Annotated in this window: 15 protein-coding genes; 9 read left to right on the top strand and 6 right to left on the bottom strand. The window is 60.4% G+C overall.

The features are described from left to right. Positions 1-6: 6 nt before the first annotated feature. Genes N2600_RS14935 through N2600_RS14925 form a run of 3 tightly spaced genes read left to right on the top strand, consistent with a single transcriptional unit; the run spans position 7 to position 2,922 of the window. Positions 7-846 (top strand): carbohydrate ABC transporter permease, encoded by an 840-nt coding sequence (locus N2600_RS14935; RefSeq protein WP_017965151.1) that lies wholly within the window; start codon positions 7-9, stop codon positions 844-846. Positions 847-893: 47 nt separating this feature from the next. Further along, entirely contained in the window at positions 894-1,910 is a 1,017-nt protein-coding gene (locus N2600_RS14930) for a Gfo/Idh/MocA family protein (protein WP_245268406.1), read from the top strand. Positions 1,911-1,920: 10 nt separating this feature from the next. Next, entirely contained in the window at positions 1,921-2,922 is a 1,002-nt protein-coding gene (locus tag N2600_RS14925; RefSeq protein ID WP_170276384.1) for an ABC transporter ATP-binding protein, read from the top strand. Between the two features lie 69 nt (positions 2,923-2,991). Here N2600_RS14925 and N2600_RS14920 read toward each other — a convergent pair whose 3' ends face one another. The 5 genes from N2600_RS14920 to N2600_RS14900 form a co-directional block, all read right to left on the bottom strand. Then, entirely contained in the window at positions 2,992-4,053 is a 1,062-nt protein-coding gene (locus tag N2600_RS14920; RefSeq protein ID WP_017965148.1) for an ABC transporter ATP-binding protein, read from the bottom strand. Between the two features lie 12 nt (positions 4,054-4,065). Next, positions 4,066-4,854 carry an ABC transporter permease gene (locus tag N2600_RS14915; protein WP_170262233.1) on the bottom strand — a complete coding sequence of 263 codons (789 nt, stop codon included), beginning with the start codon at positions 4,852-4,854 and terminating at the stop codon, positions 4,066-4,068. Further along, complete coding sequence (locus N2600_RS14910) at positions 4,851-5,744, bottom strand: ABC transporter permease (RefSeq protein WP_260109084.1); 894 nt, start codon at positions 5,742-5,744, stop codon at positions 4,851-4,853. The genes N2600_RS14915 and N2600_RS14910 overlap by 4 nt, the downstream gene beginning before the upstream one ends. Before the next feature lie 70 nt (positions 5,745-5,814). Then, on the bottom strand, positions 5,815-6,918 hold the full coding sequence (locus N2600_RS14905) for an ABC transporter substrate-binding protein (protein ID WP_162115931.1): 1,104 nt from the start codon (positions 6,916-6,918) through the stop codon (positions 5,815-5,817). A gap of 190 nt (positions 6,919-7,108) precedes the next feature. Then, on the bottom strand, positions 7,109-7,981 hold the full coding sequence (locus N2600_RS14900) for a MurR/RpiR family transcriptional regulator (RefSeq protein WP_017965144.1): 873 nt from the start codon (positions 7,979-7,981) through the stop codon (positions 7,109-7,111). 179 nt (positions 7,982-8,160) lie between these two features. On the opposite strand from N2600_RS14900, the gene N2600_RS14895 reads away from it, so the two are divergent. The 6 genes from N2600_RS14895 (at position 8,161) to N2600_RS14870 (ending at position 15,799) form a co-directional block, all read left to right on the top strand. Then, positions 8,161-8,931, top strand: a complete 771-nt coding sequence (locus N2600_RS14895) for an N-formylglutamate amidohydrolase (protein WP_170276632.1) — start codon at positions 8,161-8,163, stop codon at positions 8,929-8,931. A gap of 120 nt (positions 8,932-9,051) precedes the next feature. Then, positions 9,052-10,602 carry an amino acid permease gene (locus N2600_RS14890; protein ID WP_017965142.1) on the top strand — a complete coding sequence of 517 codons (1,551 nt, stop codon included), beginning with the start codon at positions 9,052-9,054 and terminating at the stop codon, positions 10,600-10,602. Between the two features lie 153 nt (positions 10,603-10,755). Further along, positions 10,756-12,120, top strand: coding sequence for a glutamine synthetase family protein (locus N2600_RS14885; protein WP_130669022.1), 1,365 nt, complete (start codon positions 10,756-10,758; stop codon positions 12,118-12,120). Positions 12,121-12,323: 203 nt separating this feature from the next. Then, positions 12,324-13,709 carry an aldehyde dehydrogenase family protein gene (locus N2600_RS14880; protein WP_260296644.1) on the top strand — a complete coding sequence of 462 codons (1,386 nt, stop codon included), beginning with the start codon at positions 12,324-12,326 and terminating at the stop codon, positions 13,707-13,709. Beyond that, positions 13,706-14,857: an iron-containing alcohol dehydrogenase gene (locus N2600_RS14875; protein ID WP_260296643.1), complete on the top strand. Its 1,152-nt coding sequence runs from the start codon at positions 13,706-13,708 to the stop codon at positions 14,855-14,857. The genes N2600_RS14880 and N2600_RS14875 overlap by 4 nt, the downstream gene beginning before the upstream one ends. Before the next feature lie 228 nt (positions 14,858-15,085). Further along, positions 15,086-15,799 (top strand): ParA family protein, encoded by a 714-nt coding sequence (locus N2600_RS14870; RefSeq protein ID WP_162115935.1) that lies wholly within the window; start codon positions 15,086-15,088, stop codon positions 15,797-15,799. Positions 15,800-15,872: 73 nt separating this feature from the next. On the opposite strand, the gene N2600_RS14865 is transcribed toward N2600_RS14870, so the two are convergent. After that, the gene (locus N2600_RS14865) at positions 15,873-17,273 is read right to left on the bottom strand and encodes a L,D-transpeptidase (RefSeq protein ID WP_017965137.1); all 1,401 of its coding nucleotides are present in this window, start codon (positions 17,271-17,273) and stop codon (positions 15,873-15,875) included. Between the last annotated feature and the right edge of the window lie 245 nt (positions 17,274-17,518).

Raw genomic sequence — 17,518 nt, 5'->3', positions numbered from 1 at the left:
GCGGGCATGTCCAAGGCACGCACATCTCCCATCCGCACCGGCCTCGTGCATCTGGCGCTCAGCGCCTATACGCTGGTCGCGCTGTTTCCGGTCTTCCTGACCATCGTCAACTCGTTCAAGGATCGTGCCTCGATCTTCCGCGAGCCGCTGATGATCCCGACGCCGTCGACCTTCAGCCTCGTCGGCTATCAGACGGTGCTCGGGCAGGGCGATTTCGCCATCTATTTCCAGAACAGCTTCATCGTCACGATCGTTTCGATCCTGCTGGTGCTGCTGTTCGGCGCCATGGCGGCCTTTGCGCTCTCTGAGTATCGCTTCCGCGGCAACATGCTGCTCGGGCTCTACATGGCGATCGGCATCATGATCCCGATCCGTCTCGGCACGGTGGCGATCCTGCAGGGCATGGTGGCGGCCGGCCTCGTCAATACGCTGACGGCGCTGATCCTCGTCTATACCGCGCAGGGCATACCGCTGGCGATCTTCATCCTGTCGGAATTCATGCGCACGGTTTCGGACGACCTGAAGAATGCCGGGCGTATCGACGGGCTTTCCGAATATGCGATCTTCTTCCGCCTGGTGCTGCCGCTCGTGCGCCCGGCCATGGCGACGGTCGCCGTCTTCACCATGATCCCGATCTGGAACGATCTCTGGTTCCCGCTGATCCTCGCACCCTCCGAGGCTACCAAGACGGTGACGCTAGGCTCGCAGATCTTCATCGGCCAGTTCGTCACCAACTGGAACGCGGTGCTGGCGGCGCTGTCGCTGGCGATCCTGCCGATCCTCGTCCTCTACGTCATCTTCTCGCGGCAACTGATCCGCGGCATCACGTCAGGAGCCGTCAAGTGAGCCAATCCGAAAAGCCGATCCGCGTCCTCGTTGCCGGCCTCGGCAACATGGGCCGCAGCCACGCGCTCGCCTATCACAACAATCCGGGCTTTGAGATCGTCGGTCTCGTCAACCGCTCGACGCCGTCGCAGCTTGCGCCGGAGCTCGAGCAGTACCCGATCCATCCCGATTTCATGACGGCGCTCGCCGAGCTGAAACCGGAGCTCTGCTCGATCAATACCTATTCCGACAGCCATGCTGATTACGCGGTCGCCGCCTTCGAGGCCGGCTGCGACGTCTTCGTGGAAAAGCCGCTGGCAACCACGGTCGCCGATGCCGAGCGCGTCGTGGCGGCTGCCAGGACAGCCAGGCGCAAGTTGGTGGTCGGTTATATCCTTCGCCATCATCCTTCCTGGATGAAGCTGATCGAGGAGGCGCGCAAGCTCGGCCCGCCTTACGTCTTCCGCATGAATCTCAACCAGCAGTCCAACGGCCCGACATGGGAGACGCACAAGTCGCTGATGCGCACGACCTCGCCGATCGTCGATTGCGGTGTGCATTATGTCGACGTCATGAGCCAGATCACCGACGCGAGGGCTGTCGAGGTGCGCGGCATGGGGCTGCGCATGTCGGAAGAGATCGCCGCCAACATGTATAATTACGGTCACTTGCAGGTGCTGTTCGAGGATGGTTCCGTCGGCTGGTACGAGGCCGGCTGGGGCCCGATGATCTCGGAAACCGCCTTCTTCGTGAAAGATGTGATGTCGCCAAAAGGCGCCGTGTCGATCGTCATGGATCCGAACGCCAAGTCCGACGATATCGACACGCACACCAAGACTTCGGTGATCCGTCTGCACACGGCCGAGACCGGCCCGGACGGCAAGTTCATCCGGCCCGACCAGGACATGACGATGGAAGGCGAGCCCGGCCATCAGGAACTCTGTAACCTGGAGCAGGCTTTCATGCTGAGGGCGATCCGCGAGGATATGGACCTCGACCGCCATATGGCCGACGCGGTGGCATCGCTGCGCATCTGCCTTGCCGCCGACGAGAGCGTGCGTACCGGCCAGCCGGTCAGATTGTAAGGGAAAGATAGTGGGATCGCTTCAACTCAAATCCATCCGCAAGACCTATGGCACGCATGAGGTGCTGAAAGGCATCGACCTTGAGGTCGAGGACGGCGAATTCGTCATCTTCGTCGGGCCCTCGGGCTGCGGGAAATCGACGCTGTTGCGCAGCATTGCTGGCCTCGAAGACGTCACGTCGGGCGCCGTCGTCATCAATGGCCGCGACGAGACGCTGACGCCGCCGGCCAAGCGTGGAATCGCCATGGTGTTCCAGTCCTATGCGCTCTATCCGCATCTGACGGTCAAGGACAATATGGGGCTTGGCCTCAAGCAGGCCGGCACCGGCAAGGACGAGATCGACAAGCGTGTCAGCAAGGCGTCCGGCATGCTTTCGCTGGAACCCTATCTGGCGCGCCGGCCGGCCGAGCTCTCCGGCGGCCAGCGCCAGCGTGTGGCGATCGGCCGTGCCATCGTGCGCGAACCGGAACTCTTCCTGTTCGATGAGCCGCTGTCGAACCTCGATGCGGCGTTGCGCGTCCAGACCCGCCTCGAGATCGCCCGACTGCACCGCAGCCTGAAGGCGACGATGATCTATGTCACCCACGACCAGGTCGAGGCGATGACGCTTGCCGACAAGATCGTCGTTTTGAATGCCGGGGCGATCGAGCAGATCGGTTCGCCGATGGAACTCTACAAACGACCGGCCAATGTCTTCGTCGCCGGCTTCATCGGCTCGCCGCAGATGAATTTCATCGCGGCCGAGAAAGTCGGCGATCACAGTGCCAAGACGATCGGCGTTCGTCCCGAACATATGACGCTGTCGCGCGAGCAGGGGACTTGGGCTGCGAAGGTCGTGCATGTCGAGCATCTCGGCGCCGACACGATCATCTATCTGGAATCCGACCAGTGCGGCCTGTTGACGGCACGCCTGTTTGGCGAGCACCAGTACGAGCCGGACGAGATCGTCTATGCGACACCGGACCAGGCGCATGTCCATCGCTTTGACGTCGACGACCAGGCGATCCGCTGAACGATCCAAATTTCCGACAACAAAAGGCGCCGTTTTGCGGCGCCTTTTGCATGAGTGGGATTGGCGAAATCAGTCGCGGATGATGAGCAGGTCGGCTGCCATGAAGCGCAGCGTTACCGTTTCGCCGGCCTGCGGCGGGGTAGTGCCCGGGCTGTTGAACATGTCGAAGGAGATGACGTTGCCGCCGACATTCATGCGGGTGCGGATGACCGACCCCAAGAAGTGGGCCGAAACGACCTGGCCGGTCAGCGCCGTGTCGCTCTTGACGCTGTCGGAGAGCGAGCCCGCTTCCGGGCGTAGCGCCAGCGAGATGGTTTCTCCGGCCTTGTGGGCAGCGACCGATTGCTTCAGCGTTATACCCTGATCGCCGATCTGGATGCGGTTGGTATCGGGATCGACGACCTTGGCCTCGATGAGGTTCAGCGTGCCGACGAAGGAGGCGACGAAACGCGTTGCCGGCGTATTGTAGATCTCGAAAGGCGAACCGATCTGGTCGGCCTTGCCGGCATTCATGACGACGATGCGGTCGGAAATCGACAGGGCTTCTTCCTGATCATGGGTGACGAAGACCGTGGTGATGCCGAGCTGCTGCTGGATCTGGCGGATTTCCTCGCGCAGCGACACGCGGATCTTGGCGTCGAGTGCGGAGAGCGGCTCGTCGAGCAGCAGCACCTGCGGCTTGACGGCAAGCGCACGGGCAAGGGCTACTCGCTGCTGCTGGCCGCCCGACAGTTGATAGGGGAAGCGGTCGGCCAGGTGATCGAGCTTGATCAGGCCGAGCATTTCCTTGACGCGGGCGTCGATTTCAGGTTTTGGGGCGCCGGCGACCTTGAGACCGAAGGCGACATTGTCGTGTACCGTCATGTTGGGGAAGAGCGCGTAGGCCTGGAACACCATGCCGATATTGCGCTGGTTCGGCTTCAGCGCGCTTTGGTCCTTGCCGTTGATGGTCAGCGTGCCGCCGGTTGGCGTTTCGAAGCCGGCGATCATGCGCAGAACGGTCGTCTTGCCGCAGCCCGACGGTCCGAGGAAGGAGACGAACTCACCCTTCTCGATCGTCATGTTGAAGTTCTTGACGACCTGAACCGGGCCGAAGGATTTCTGAATGTTGGTCAGCGTGAGAAAAGACATGAGCCAGATACCTTAAGCCTTTGCCGGGCGGGCTTTGCCGACGCGGGAAACGATGTTGAGCAGGCCCATGCTGAGCCAGGTGATCGAGAAGGCGATGACGGCAAGCGCCGAAGGCTCATAGGCCTTGTTGGCGCCGACGAGCTGCAGGTAGGGACCGAAGGCCGGACGGTTCAGAAGTGCGGCAAAGGTGAATTCGCCCATGACGATCGCGAGCGTGATGAAAGCGCCTGAGAGCACGCCGCTCATGACGTTCGGGAAAATGCATTTGAACATGATGGTCGTCCATCGGGCGCCGAGGCTTTCGGCCGCTTCCGTCAGCGTGCGGACGTCGATGGCGCGCATGGCGGTATCGACGGCGCGGTACATATAAGGCAGAGACAGGGTGATATAGGAGAAGACCAGCAGGACATTGGTGCCGGTCGTCGAACCCGTCAGCGGCAGGTAGGACGACGAATTATACATCCTGAGGTATCCGAAGACAATGACGATCGCTGGAATGACAAGCGGCAGCAGGGTGATGAATTCGACGACCGGACGCATCTGCGGCAGCCGCAGCCGCACCCAATAGGCTGTCGGCACGACGAGCAGCATGCCGAAGACGATGGTGAGCAACGCCATCAGCATGGAATAGCCGAAGGTCTCCCGGAACTGAATGTCGGAGAATACCGACTTGTAGGCATCGAGGCTGTATTCGCCGCGACGCATGCGCAATGAAAACTCGATTGTGCCGATCAACGGAATGACGAAATAGGATGCACCTAGAATGACGGCGATCCAGGCTCCGAAACGCTGAGCTTTCATTTCTGCCACCGTTCTGCGCGCATGCGCAGCATGAGATAAAGGACGTTGGAGACGCCGGTGATGACGATCATGCCGAGCGCGATGGCGTAACCGAGATTGGCATTGTGCAGAACATCGCCGCGGATCTGCGCATAGAGCAGGATCGGCACGATGTTCAGCGAGCTGCCGGTCAGCGCGAAAGCGGTGGCAATGGCGCCGAAAGCGTTGGCGAAGAGCAGCAGCGTCGTGCCCAGCAGGCTCGGCCAGAGGATCGGCAGCGCGACCATCGTCCAGTACTGGCGGTTGGTGGCGCCAAGGATCTGTGAGGCTTCGCGCCATTCCTTCTTCATGCCGTCGAGGGCGGGCGTCAGAATCAGCACCATCAGCGGGATCTGGAAATACATGTAGGTGATGGTGAGGCCGAAGAAGGACAGCAGATTGAAGCCGGTGCCGTAGAGATTGAAGCCGAACCATTCGCGCAGGAAAATCGTCACAAGCCCGGTGCGGCCGAGCGTTGCGAGAAAGGCGAAGGCGAGCGGCACGCCGGCAAAATTCGAGGCGACGCCGGAGAAGGTCAGGAGCGTCGAGCGGACGGAGGCGGGCAGGCCGCCGAGCACGACGGCCCAGGCGAGGAAGAAGCCGATCAGCGCACCGCCCAGAGCCGACGCCACCGACACACGGATGCTGATCGAGTAGGCGCTCATGATGGATGGGGTAAAGAGATCACCGATATTCTTCAGCGTCAAATCGCCCTCGGGCGCCAGGAATGCGCCCGCCACAAGATAAAGCGTGGGGATGATCAGGAACAGCAGCGAGAAAATGATGAAGGGTGCAATGCCGAGCCAGTCGATCACGCGATCTCTGTTGATCAAGGGGGCGCTGCGCACCATAGGCGTTGAAACGGTGCTCATGGAAAAGCTCATCCTGGGGCGTCGGAGTGAGAAACCTCCCCGCCTTGCGGCGGGGAGGCAGGATCAGAGGTTACTTGACGGCGGCGCCGACGACGGAATCCCAATTCTTGGTGATCGCTTCCTTGCCGGCAGACTGTTGTTCGAGCGTCGGGAAGACAGCCTTTTCATAGGATGCAGCCGGCGGCAGCTTGTCGAGCAGTTCCTTCGGGATCTTGTTGTTCTTGGCAAGATCGTTGAAGCGGATCGGGTGGCAATAGCCCTTCAGCCAGCCGAGCTGACCTTCGTCGGAATAGAGGTATTCCATCCAGAGCTTCGCAGCGTTCGGGTGCGGAGCGAAGGCGGAGATAGCCTGGACGTAGACGCCGGCAACGACGCCGGTCTTCGGAACGACGACCTCGAAGGGAGGATTGCCCTTCAGGCTTTCGCCCCAGGAGAGGGCGTTGTAATCCCAGGCAATGATGATCGGCGTCGAGCCCTGGGCGAACGGAGCCGCCTTGCCGACGACCGGCACGAAATTACCGCTCTTGTTCAATTCGGCGAAGAACTTCAGGCCCTCTTCGCCTGCCTTGGCCGCGTCACCGCCGGATGCGGAAAGACCAGCGGCATAAACGCCCTGGACAGCCTGGTTGGCGGCGCGCGGATCGCCTGCGAGGGCGACGCTGTTTGCGTAGTCGCTCTTCTTCAGATCGGCCCAATCGGCCGGCGATTCCTTGACGAGATCCTTGTTCACGAGGAACGAGAGGACGCCATAATAATCGCCGTACCAGTAGCCGTCGGCATCCTTGGCGGTATCCGGGATGGAGTCCCAGGTGGAGACCTTGTAAGGCTGGATCAGGCCGTCTTTCTTGGCGGACGGGCCGAAAGAGAGGCCGACGTCGATGACGTCAGGAGCCTGCGGGCCGGTGTTGCCCTTGTTGGCCTTGATGGCTTCGACTTCGTCGCCCGAACCCGCATCCGGGTTGAGCTCGTTGACCTCGAGGCCATACTTGGCCTTGAAGCCGGCAATGACCTCGCCGTAGCCGCACCAGTCGTGCGGAAGAGCGATCGTCGTCAGGGTGCCTTCCTTCTTGGCGGCGGCGATAAGTTCAGCGCTCGGCTCGGCAGCGGCAATCGCGGTCGAAGCCACGATCATCGCAGTAGAAAGCGACAGTAGTCGAGAAATGTTAGAGATCACTGTTGTTCTCCTTCGGGTTTTCAGTGTCTGGCGATGCTGTTAATGAGATTACATGAAGCTTGTGTGACAGTTGGATGACGTTAATTCTGCTGCGAATAGCGGAGGTTGCAGCAAATGTTTTATTTGCGACAACGCCGTCTGCCTTCGCCAAAATCCGTCATTGTTTTTCTTCTGTTTTAGTCTTGTCCTCCTAACCCGGTTTGCGGAAAAGCCTGGTCTGCTCGAACAGGCCTTCCAGTGTCTTCATGCGTTCCTTCGTCTCGTCCCAGGTCGAATTCTGAACGGCCTCGATCAGCGCTTCGACGATGAAAAGGGTGACGACGGAGGAATCCCAGGCCGACGGCGCCTCGATCCGGACGCGGAAGGCATGCCTGGCGAGCTTGGCGGCCGGCGAGCCCCACTGGTCGGTGAAGACGACGATTTCGGCGCCGCGCTTGCGGGCGGCGGTGGCGAGGCTCACCATCTCCTGCTCGTAGCGGCGGATGTCGAAGATAATCAGGATGTCGCCCGCATTCATGTTGAGGGCATATTGCGGCCAGCTGCTGGAATTCGAAGATAGCAGCGTCGTTGCCGGCCGGATCACCTGCATGTGGGTGAAGAAATACTCTGCAAGCGCGCCGGTGATGCGGCCACCGACGAAATAGAGGCCACGCTTGCGGTCGGAAAGCAGCGCGGCGACGCTGTCGAAAGTCGCGGTGTCGAGATCGGTCAGCGTCTGGCGCAGATTGCCCATGATAGCATCGGCGAAACGGTTGAGAATATGGGTGCCCGGGGCATTCTGCGCCCAGCGGTCGTGCTTGGCGATCGGGTTCGAGATCGTCGCCTCGACTTCCTGATGCAGATGCGCCTGAAAGTCCGGATAGCCCTTGAAGCCGAGTTTCTGCACCATACGCACGACGGTTGGCGTCGAGACGCCGGCGTTCTCGGCGATCGTGGTAATGCTGCCGAGGCCGGAGACCGGATAATTGTCGAGCAGGCTTTCGGCCAGCTGCTTCTCGGCACGCGTCAACACCCCCAAATGCGAGTGTATGACGTCCGAAACCGTCTTCGACGCAACTGTCACGTAACTATGCTCCCCGGGATGGTCTGGCGCCACTTTCCCACTCAAAGTTAACAACGCTGTCACAATCCATGTCAACTACTGTCATGAAAAGAAATTTTCAGCAGATGCTTGACACCGGCCGAAACCTGAAGAATTCTTTTCTTCATCAAGAATTTGTTAAGGGAAAAGGAGTGGCGCCTTTGGTGCTGGCCCGGCCGAAAATCCTCAGTGAAGCGGACGGTGACTGCGTCGGGATCGAACGCATCCACGGCCGGAGCCCGGTGCTTCTGATTTGCGAGCACGCCTCGAATGCCCTTCCAGCCCTTTTCGGCGATCTCGGCCTGCCCAGCGAAGCGCTCTCCAGTCACATCGCCTGGGACCCGGGCGCGCTTGCCGTCGCCCGCAACATATCGCAAGCGCTCGACGTGACGCTCGTTTACCAGCGGTTCTCCCGGCTTATCTACGACTGTAACCGGCCGCCCAGTTCACCCGGCGCCATGCCAGATACCAGCGAGATCTACGCCATTCCCGGCAATAAGAATTTGAACCCCGAAGAACGGCTTGCGCGCACCGACGCGCTCTATGTGCCTTTCCACGACGCCATTCGCGGGCTGATCCGCGATCGTCGGGCGAGGGGGCAAGACAGCATCATCGTGACAATGCACAGCTTCACGCCGGTCTATCACGGCCACGAACGCGCCGTCGAACTCGGCATATTGCACGATGAGGACAGCCGGCTGGCCGACCGCATGCTGGAGGCTGCGGCCGAGGCGCCGCTTTACAGAACGGAACGCAACGAGCCTTACGGGCCTGAGGACGGCGTCACTCACACGCTGATCCTGCACGGGCTTTCGAACGGCTTGCGCAATGTGATGATCGAGGTCCGCAACGACCTCATCGCAGACGATATCGGTCAAGGGGTCATGGCCGACTATCTGACAGGTCTGCTCCAGCAAAGCCTGGAAGCCTGAGATAAAAAGAAGACCCGAGGGAGCAGTTTAACTGCGGACGTCCGGATGGCGCAAATGCCGCGGACAATTGGCACTGAACCGGCCGCAATTCCGCGGCCCGGTCGTGAACAGGGGGAAGTCATGTCGGACTATACCGAACTGGACAAGAAGCAGGATGTACACATCCTGCATTCCATGGGTTATGCCCAGGAACTCGAACGACGCATGAGTTCGTTCTCGAATTTCGCAATCTCGTTTTCGATCATTTGCATCCTTTCCGGCGGCATCAATTCGCTCGGGCAGGCGACTTCGGGCGCCGGTGGTGCTGCGATCGGTATCGGCTGGCCTCTCGGCTGCTTAATATCCTTCATCTTCGCCCTCGGCCTCGCACAGATCGGCTCCGCTTATCCGACGGCCGGCGGGCTTTATCACTGGGGTTCGATCCTCGGGAATCGCTTCACCGGCTGGCTGTCGGCCTGGCTCAACCTGCTCGGTCTCGTCACCGTGCTTGGCGCCATCAATGTCGGCACTTTCTACTTCTTTTTCGGCGCTTTCGGTCCGCAGTTCGGCATCGAGGACACGCTTCTTCACCGAGTCGTCTTCGTGGCGATCATCACGGCTCTGCAGGCCGGCATCAACCATTTTGGCATTGGTCTCACCGCCAAGCTCACCGATTTTTCGGGGTATCTGATCTTCGCGACGGCGCTGCTGCTGACGATCGTCTGCCTGGCGGCTGCTCCTAGCTGGGATATTTCGCGCCTGTTCACCTTCGCTAATTATACCGGCACCGAAGGCGCATCGCTGGTTTGGCCGGGCACCGTCTCGACCGGCATGGCATTCCTGCTCGGCCTGCTGCTGCCGATCTACACCATCACCGGCTACGATGCCTCGGCGCATACCTCGGAAGAGACCGTCAAGGCCGCCGTCTCCGTACCGCGTGGCATGGTTTCGGCGGTACTCTGGTCGGCGCTATTCGGTTACATCATGTTGTGCGCCTTCGTGCTGATGATCCCGAACATGGACGATGCGGCAAAGCAGGGCTGGAACGTGTTCTTCTGGGCGATGGACGCTCAGACGAACCCAACGATCAAGAGCATTCTCTACTTCCTGATCTTCGTCTCGCAGTTCCTCTGCGGGCTTGCGACCGTCACCTCGGTTTCGCGCATGATCTTCGCCTTCTCGCGCGACAAGGGCCTTCCGGCATCGTCGGCCCTCGCCAAGGTCAGCCCAAATTTCCGCACGCCGGTCGCCGCCATCTGGACGGGCTCGATCCTTTCGGTCCTCTTCGTTTGGTTCACCTCGGCAATCACCATTGCCGGCACGCCGGCCTATTCGATCGTCGTGTCGTGCACGGTCATCTTCCTGTTCCTGTCCTTCGCAGTGCCGATCGCGCTCGGCCTTGTTTCGATTGGAACGGCGAAATGGCCGACGATGGGGCCGTGGGATATGGGGATCGGGCTGTATAAGGTGATCGCGGTTCTTGCTATTATTTCGATGATCCTGATCTTTTATATCGGCATCCAGCCGCCGAACGACTGGGCGCTGGAGATTACCGTCGGCTTCCTCGTGCTGACAGGCATCGTCTGGTTCGCATTTGAAAACCGCCGCTTCAAGGGCCCGCCGATCGGCGACGATATCGCGAAGCGTCAGGCTGAAATCGCCGCGGCTGAAGCGGCGGTCGGCGAAGCCTGAGAAACAAGCTTCCCTCTCAAATGGCGGGGCCGCACTCTGCGGCCCCATCACCGGTCCAACGAAAAGGCATCCGGCCGGCCAATTCCGGCGATGGCATGCCGTTTCGTTGCCCCGATTTTCGATTTTCCCATTTCTCTTTCAGGCGGGTCAATAATGAGCAGCTACACGATAGACGATCTCAGGAAAGATGTTGCCGAAGGGCGCATCGACACGGTTCTGGCCTGCCAGGTGGATATGCAGGGCCGGCTGATGGGCAAGCGTTTTCAGGCGGAATATTTCGTCGAGAGCGCCTGGAAAGAAACACACAGCTGCAACTACCTGATCGCCACCGACATGGAGATGGAGACCGTGTCCGGCTACAAGGCGACGAGTTGGGAGAAGGGCTACGGCGACTACACGATGAAGCCAGATCTTGCGACGCTGCGTCGTATTCCCTGGCTCGAAGGCACCGCGTTGGTGCTCTGCGATATGCTTGACCACCATACGCACGAGGAGGTCGCCCACTCGCCGCGCGCGATCCTGAAGAAGCAGGTGAAACGGCTCGAGGATATGGGCATGAAGGCCTACATGGCCTCCGAGCTCGAATTCTTCCTGTTCGACCAGAGCTACGAAGCGGCGCAGGCTTCCGGCTACCGCAACCTCAAGCTCGTCAGCGCCTACAACGAGGACTACCACATCTTCCAGACCACCAAGGAAGAAGAGGTGATGCGGGCGATCCGCACCGGGCTGCAGGGCGCCGGCATTCCGGTTGAGAACTCCAAGGGTGAGGCATCGGCCGGCCAGGAGGAGATCAACGTGCGCTACGCCGATGCGCTCGCCATGGCAGACCGGCACGCGATCATCAAGAACGGCTGCAAGGAGATCGCCTGGTCGAAGGGCAAGGCCATCACATTCCTGGCCAAGTGGAATTACAATGCCGCCGGCAGTTCCTCCCATATCCACCAGTCGCTTTGGAGCCTGGAGGAAAAGCCGCTATTCTTCGACCATACCGGCAAATACGGCATGTCGCCGCTGATGCACAATTACGTTGCCGGCCTTCTCGCCCATGCGAGCGAGATCACCTATTTCCTGGCGCCCTACATCAACTCCTACAAACGCTTCATGGCCGGCACATTTGCGCCGACCAAGGCGATCTGGAGCAAGGACAACCGTACCGCTGGGTACCGGCTCTGCGGCGAGGAGACCAAGGGTATCCGCATCGAGTGCCGCGTCGGCGGCTCCGATCTCAATCCTTATCTCGCCTTCGCCGCGCTGCTTGCCGCCGGCATTGACGGGATCGAAAACAAGCTCGAACTCGAAGCCCCTTTCGTCGGCGACGCCTATGGCGGCAAGGGCGTTCGCGAAATCCCACGCACCCTGCGCGCGGCCACGACTGAAATGACGGAATCGGCTATGCTGCGTAAAGCCTTCGGCGACGACGTGATCGATCATTACACCCGTGCTGCCGAATGGGAGCAGGAAGAATACGACCGCCGCATCACCGACTGGGAAGTGGCGCGCGGTTTCGAAAGAGCTTAATAGGCATTTGCGATTTGCTTGCCCCTCACCCTAACCCTATCCCCGTAAAAACGGGGAGAGGGGACGTGCCAAACGCAGCGTCAATGTTAGGGAATGCCGGTGCGGTATGTCCCCTTCGCCCCGTCTACGGGGAGAAGGTGCCGGCAGGCGGATGAGCGACGGCTTCACGCAAATTTTGAAAGTACGAGGACAGGAAACAGATCATGGCAATGATCCAATGCATTTCACCGGTTGACGGGTCGGTCTATGCCGAGCGCGCAGCCCTTTCTCTCGATGCCGCCAAGGATGTGGTGGCGCGCGCCCGCAAGGCGCAGAAAGCCTGGGCGAAACGGCCGCTCGAAGAGCGTGTGCAACTGGTGCTGAAGGGCGCTGCGCGGTTGAACGAGATGGCCGACGTCGTCGTGCCGGAGCTTGCCTGGCAGATGGGTCGGCCGGTCAAGTATGGCGGCGAATACAAGGGCTTCAACGAACGCTCCAACTATGTCGCTTCGATCGCGGCGGATGCGCTGGCGCCTGTCGTCATCGAGGAGAGCGAGCGTTTCGAGCGTCGCATCGAGCGCGAGGCGCATGGCGTCGTCTTCGTCGTCGCACCGTGGAACTATCCCTACATGACTGCGATCAACACGATTGCGCCGGCGCTGATGGCCGGCAACACCGTGGTGCTGAAACATGCCTCGCAGACGCTGCTGGTCGGTGAGCGACTGGTGCAGGCCTTCATCGAGGCCGGCGTTCCCGAGGATGTGTTCCAGAACGTCTTCCTCGATCACGAAACGACGTCGGCGCTGATTGCCGCCGGCAGCTTCAATTTCGTCAACTTCACCGGATCGGTCGAAGGCGGGCGGTCAATGGAGCGGGCGGCTGCCGGCACCTTCACCGGCCTTGGCCTCGAGCTCGGAGGCAAGGATCCGGGTTATGTCATGGAGGACGCCGATCTCGAGGCGGCCGTCGACACGCTGATGGACGGCGCGACCTACAACTCCGGCCAATGCTGCTGCGGCATCGAGCGTATCTATGTGCATGAATCGCTCTACGATGCCTTCGTCGAAAAATCGGTTGCCTGGGTGTCGAACTACAAACTCGGCAATCCGCTCGATCCCGATACGTCGCTCGGGCCGATGGCGCATAAGCGCTTCGCCAAGGTGGTGCGCGAGCAGATTGCCGATGCGGTTTCCAAGGGCGCCAAAGCGCTTGTCGATCCCAAGCTTTTCCCTCAGGATGACGGCGGCGCTTATCTCGCCCCGCAGATCCTCGTCAATGTCGACCACTCCATGGCCTTCATGCGCGAAGAGACTTTCGGTCCGGCAGTCGGCATCATGAAGGTGAAGAGCGACGAGGAGGCACTCGCTTTGATGAACGATAGCCAATACGGGCTGACGGCTTCGCTCTGGACCCAAGATGTCGAGCGGGCAGGGCGGCTTGGCCGCGAGATCGAAACCGGCACCGTTTTCATGAACCGTGCAGATTATCTCGATCCGGCGCTTTGCTGGACCGGCGTCAAGGAGACCGGCCGCGGCGGCTCGCTGTCGATCATCGGCTTCCACAATCTGACGCGCCCGAAATCCTTCCATCTGAAGAAAGTCACAGGATGAGCAGCAACATCACCGCAAACTGGAGCTATCCGACATCGGTCAAGCTCGGCCGGGGCCGCATCGCGGAACTGGCCGACGCCTGCAAGAGCCTCGGCATCAAGAAGCCGCTGCTCGTCACAGACCGGGGCCTTGCCTCGATGGCGATCACCAAGACTGCGCTCGATATCCTCGAAGATGCCGGTCTCGGCCGGGCGATCTTTGCCGATGTCGATCCGAACCCGAACGAGAAGAACCTTGAAGCCGGCGTCAGGGCTTTCAAGGACGGCGGCCATGACGGCGTTGTTGCCTTCGGCGGCGGCTCCGGCCTCGATCTCGGCAAGTGCGTCGCCTTCATGGCCGGCCAGACGCGGCCAGTATGGGACTTCGAGGATATCGGCGACTGGTGGACGCGTGCGAGCCTTGAGGGCATCGCCCCGATCGTTGCGGTGCCGACAACGGCAGGCACCGGTTCCGAAGTTGGGCGCGCCAGCGTCATTACCAATTCCGAAACCCATGTGAAGAAGATCATCTTCCATCCGAAGTTCCTGCCCGGCGTCGTCATTTCCGATCCGGAACTGACGGTCGGCATGCCGAAGATCATCACGGCCGGCACCGGCATGGATGCCTTCGCCCATTGTCTGGAGGCCTATTCCTCGCCCTTCTATCACCCGATGTCGGCTGGCATCGCGCTCGAAGGCATGCGTCTCGTCAAGGAGTTCCTGCCGCGCGCCTATCGGGAAGGCACCGATCTGGAAGCCCGCGCCAACATGATGGCCGCTGCCGCCATGGGAGCGGTCGCCTTCCAGAAGGGGCTCGGCGCCATCCACGCGCTGTCGCACCCGATCGGCGCCGTCTACAACACCCATCACGGCATGACCAATGCGGTGGTGATGCCGGCAGTGCTGCGCTTCAACCGCAAGGCGATCGAGGAGAAGATCGGCCGCGCCGCCGCCTATCTCGGCATCTCGGGCGGTTTCGACGGGTTCTACGACTATGTGCTGAAGCTCCGCTCGGAACTCGGCGTGCCGGAGACGCTGTCGGCGATGGGAATCGCAGCCGACCGCATCGACGAATTGTCGGCCATGGCGATCGAAGATCCGAGCGCGGGCGGCAACCCGGTTGCAATGACGCTGGAAAATACCAAGGCCCTTTTCAAGGATTGCTTCTGACAAGATAAGAGCGGACCAACAGACTGGCCTGGAAACCTCGGTTTTCCAGGCTTTTTTCGTTACGGTGGCATCCCTATTTTTAGGGATGTGAAAAATACCGGCTGCAATTTCGCCGCGCGTATTTCGAATTTGTTAACCATGATTAGAAAGGATGCATTAACCGCACAATGCTCCGATGGTGCGTAAAAGAGCGATTCCGGCTCGCACCATCCCTTCCGAGGACCGAACATGCCTGTCATCACATTCGCAAATACCAAGGGCGGCGCCGGCAAGACGACCGCTGTTTTGCTGCTCGCGACCGAGCTTGCCCGCAAAGGCTATCGCGTCACCATTCTCGACGCCGACCCGCAGCACTGGATTTCGCGCTGGCACGAAATATCAGGTCATGTGGCCAATCTTTCGGTGATCGATTTCGTCACGACTGCGTCGCTGCCGGTGCATATCAGCGAGAACAAGCACAATACCGACTATTTCATCGTCGATCTGCCCGGTGCGCGCAATCCGTTGCTTGCCACCGCCGTCGGCCTTTCCGATCACGTGCTGATCCCGATCCAGGGCTGTGCGATGGATGCGCGGGGCGGCGCGCAGGTGCTCGAACTGCTGCAGTACCTGGATGAGAAGGCCGGCATCAAGATCGGCCATTCGGTGGTGCTCACCCGCGTCAATTCGATGGTGACGACGCGGGCGCTGCAAGTCGTCAAGTCGCTGCTCAGCGAGCGGCATGTGCCGGTGCTGGATACGGCTATCATCGAACGCTCCGCCTTCCGCGACATCTTCGACTGTGGCGGCACGCTGCACACGATCGATCCGATGCGTGTCAGCAATCTCGACAAGGCACGGGAAAACGCCACCTGTTTTGCCGAGGAAATGATGCGCAAGCTGCCGGTGAGGCTGACGGCATCCGCCCGCGTGACGAGCCCGATGGTCCGCTCCGCCGCCTGAATATCTCCTGAATGAAACGACAAGGCCGCCGGAGCGATCCGGCGGCCTTGTCGTTTCTATCGTCAGAATGATTTCAATCGACGAATTCGACCGTCACTCCCGGCTTGACCATTTTGGCAAGCTCTGTCGCATCCCAGTTGGTCAGACGGATACAACCGTGGCTCTGGGTGCGGCCGATCTTCGAGGGTTCGGGCGTGCCGTGAATGCCGTATGTCGGCTTGGAAAGCGCCATCCAGACGGTGCCGACTGGGCCGTTCGGGCCGGGCGGGATGTTGAGGATCTTGTCGTTGGCGCCCTGCTGGAAATTGATCTTCGGATTATAGGTATAACCGGGATTGAGGGCGACACGCTCGACATTTACCAAGCCCGACGGAGAGGGGGTGTCGGTGGAGCCGATCGACGCCGGATAGGCGGCGAGGAGATTGCCGGCGCCGTCATAGGCGAAGACCTGCTTGCGGCCCTTGTCGGCGATGATGCGGGCAACTTCGCCGCTCTTCGGCTCGCCCGGATTGACGACCTTGATGATGGTGCCTGCAACTGTGAAATCGGCGCCGGGGTTCATCTCTTTGAGAAAGGCCTCATCCATGTGGAAGCGTTCGGCCAGCATTTCGGTGGTCGAGGTGTAGGCGAGCGACGGCAGCAGCGCCTTGTGCGAATAATCTTCCGGGATCTCGGCAACGAAGGGACCGGCGGCATCGGCCGGCGTGATCGTGTAGCTGACGACGGGCAGGCCGCCGTTCATGCGCAGCTCTTCGAGAATGGCATCGGTGTCGTTGGGATCGAGCTTCGAGCCGGTCATCTGGTCATAGGCATAGATGCCCTTGGTGACGTTCGAGCCCATATGGCCGTCGATGACGCCCGGAGAGATGCCGGCGCGATCGAGGAAGACCTGCAATGCGACGATCTCGGGCTTCGACTTGTTCTTCAGCGTGATGACGGGCTCATCGGGTGCGGTCTTCGGCTGGTCGGCGGGCGGGATCTGCTGGTCGGGGTCGATCGAGGCATAGTCGCCGCCAGGCTGCGGATTGCCGATGCTGTTGTCATCGGGATAGGGCTCGTCGCCGAGCGGTTGACGTTCGATCGCCGCATCGCGCGGAATACCGCCGGTGACGGCGCCGCGCTCGGAATAACGTGTATCGCCATCGGGATTGTTGTCGGGATAATAGGGATCGTTGCCGTACTGGTCGTTATAGACTTCCCGCGGGCCGGGCCGCGGCGGATAGTAGCCGCGGGCGCGCATCTCGGTGGCGACGACATTGCCATAGTCGTCGATCAGCACGCGATTGCCGCTACGGTCGCGGGCGTAGATATAGCCAGCTGGAACATAATCGAGGATTTCGCCGCTTGGCGTCACAAGCACGATATCGCTCTGGCGGCGATCGCGGAACTGCTGTGCGCCTGCCTCCGGCGCTGTAGCCGCAAGGGCAGCCAGGACGGCCGCGAAGCAAAAGGCCGACTTCAAAAAGCGATTCACGTCTCATACCTCGAACAGTGACTGGCAGACACACACCTGCGAATTTTGACGCTAGTATGGAATTTATGAAAGCGTACTGAACAAAATATGAAAATCACTAAGATTTCCTTTTACTCATAAACGTTTGCGTCCTTGTGGCAGTTCCGCAAAATCCACGATTGCTGCAAAAGCACAAGATGGAGACGACGCCGATTGACGAATGGCGACGCGAAACCTAACGCTAGCGCATCCTGCTTTCCGAAAAT

The organism is Rhizobium sp. WSM1274, assembly GCF_025200775.1.
GTDB classification, from domain to species: Bacteria; Pseudomonadota; Alphaproteobacteria; order Rhizobiales; family Rhizobiaceae; genus Rhizobium; species Rhizobium leguminosarum_I.
The sequence above is the reverse complement of the archived record's forward strand: the minus strand, read 5'-3'. Positions and strand labels throughout refer to the sequence as shown.

Coding starts and splice junctions, on each gene's coding strand:
- N2600_RS14935 (WP_017965151.1), top strand. CDS start 7: ATGTCCAAGGCACGCACATCTCCCATCCGCACCGGCCTCGTGCATCTG.
- N2600_RS14930 (WP_245268406.1), top strand. CDS start 894: ATGGGCCGCAGCCACGCGCTCGCCTATCACAACAATCCGGGCTTTGAG.
- N2600_RS14920 (WP_017965148.1), bottom strand. CDS start 4,053: ATGTCTTTTCTCACGCTGACCAACATTCAGAAATCCTTCGGCCCGGTT.
- N2600_RS14915 (WP_170262233.1), bottom strand. CDS start 4,854: ATGAAAGCTCAGCGTTTCGGAGCCTGGATCGCCGTCATTCTAGGTGCA.
- N2600_RS14910 (WP_260109084.1), bottom strand. CDS start 5,744: ATGAGCACCGTTTCAACGCCTATGGTGCGCAGCGCCCCCTTGATCAAC.
- N2600_RS14890 (WP_017965142.1), top strand. CDS start 9,052: ATGTCGGACTATACCGAACTGGACAAGAAGCAGGATGTACACATCCTG.
- N2600_RS14885 (WP_130669022.1), top strand. CDS start 10,756: ATGAGCAGCTACACGATAGACGATCTCAGGAAAGATGTTGCCGAAGGG.
- N2600_RS14880 (WP_260296644.1), top strand. CDS start 12,324: ATGGCAATGATCCAATGCATTTCACCGGTTGACGGGTCGGTCTATGCC.
- N2600_RS14875 (WP_260296643.1), top strand. CDS start 13,706: ATGAGCAGCAACATCACCGCAAACTGGAGCTATCCGACATCGGTCAAG.
- N2600_RS14870 (WP_162115935.1), top strand. CDS start 15,086: ATGCCTGTCATCACATTCGCAAATACCAAGGGCGGCGCCGGCAAGACG.